This window comes from Spirulina sp. 06S082, assembly GCF_034932145.1.
Lineage (GTDB): Bacteria > Cyanobacteriota > Cyanobacteriia > Cyanobacteriales > Spirulinaceae > CCY15215.
The window spans coordinates 1-1,096 of record NZ_JAYGHV010000267.1; the positions used below are offsets into that span (position 1 = coordinate 1).

Sequence of the window (1,096 nt, forward strand, 5' to 3'; positions counted from 1 at the left end):
CGATGGGCAGCCGGTCCGATGGGCCTTGAACTGGCTGCACGGCGTTCAGCTTGCGGATCGGGTGTACGGACCCAAGCTGATGATGGAGATATGCAACCGAGCGTCGCAGGACAGACTCCAGGTTTATCTGTACGGAGCGCAGTCTGGGACGTTGTCGCGTCTTGCCGAGGCGCTCCCGGATGCGGTGCCGGGACTCGAGATTGCCGGCGCCGAACCGTCCCGCTTCAGGCAGCTCTCGACCGATGAGCGATCGGCCATGATTGAACGAATCCGCGATTCAGGGGCTGCGATCGCGTTTGTCGGACTCGGCTGTCCGCGCCAAGAGACTTTCGCCTATGAATGCGCGACCGATCTGTCCATGCCGGTTGTCGCGGTCGGCGCTGCGTTCGATTACCACGCGGGCGTCAGGAGCGAGCCGTCTCCGCGGCTGCAGCGATTAGGCCTTCAATGGGCGTACAGGTTGGCGCAGGACCCGCGTCGTCTTTGGAAGAGGTACCTCGGTCTCAATACCCTCTTTGTCGGTCTCGTTCTACTACAGCGTCTGCGTATATGGCAACCTCGAGGGGACGGCACTGAAGTCCCGACCCGATCACTTAAGCACGGCTAGCTCGGCCACGAACCTGAGCCACCCTCCCTGAAGGCCTCCACGTAGAGGGAGCCCGGCCTATACTCTTTCCCAAGCTCATCTAGGTCGAGGCCATACCTAGACCAGCCCTCGATCCCGCTTTCGCCGAATCCAACGCGAGTAGGGTTCCTGAATCCGCTGTCGAGGAGCAACGCCGCCAGGTTCGCCCAGTCGTACATCCACTGATGCGTCTCGCCGCGCCTTCTGGCATCGCCGACCAAGACCCGCTCGATGGCTTGGATCAGACCCCGTCGACCCTGCAGGGCAAATGGCTCTCGGCGGACCGCCTGCTCGATCATCGCGCCGACGTACTCGTCATGGTGGGGCAGATGGGAGCTATCCTCTTCGCAGAGGGTGAGATGGGCTAGGTACTTGCGGCATACCTGCTCCAGGTCCGGGACGACGATCCGTTGAATACCTCCGGGTTTCAGGACGCGCAGGACTTCACGCTGGAACTTCGGTGCAATCGAT

Annotated in this window: 1 protein-coding gene and 1 pseudogene; one reads left to right on the plus strand and one right to left on the minus strand. The window is 62.0% G+C overall.

Annotated features, from left to right (window positions below):
* A partial coding sequence (locus VB714_RS15500) for a WecB/TagA/CpsF family glycosyltransferase (protein ID WP_323225534.1) occupies nucleotides 1–607 on the plus strand: 607 nt, incomplete at its 5' end.
* On the opposite strand, the pseudogene VB714_RS15505 reads toward VB714_RS15500, so the two are convergent.
* Nucleotides 604–1,096, minus strand: a pseudogene (locus tag VB714_RS15505) (hypothetical protein); the annotation flags it as partial. The gene VB714_RS15500 and the pseudogene VB714_RS15505 overlap by 4 nt on opposite strands.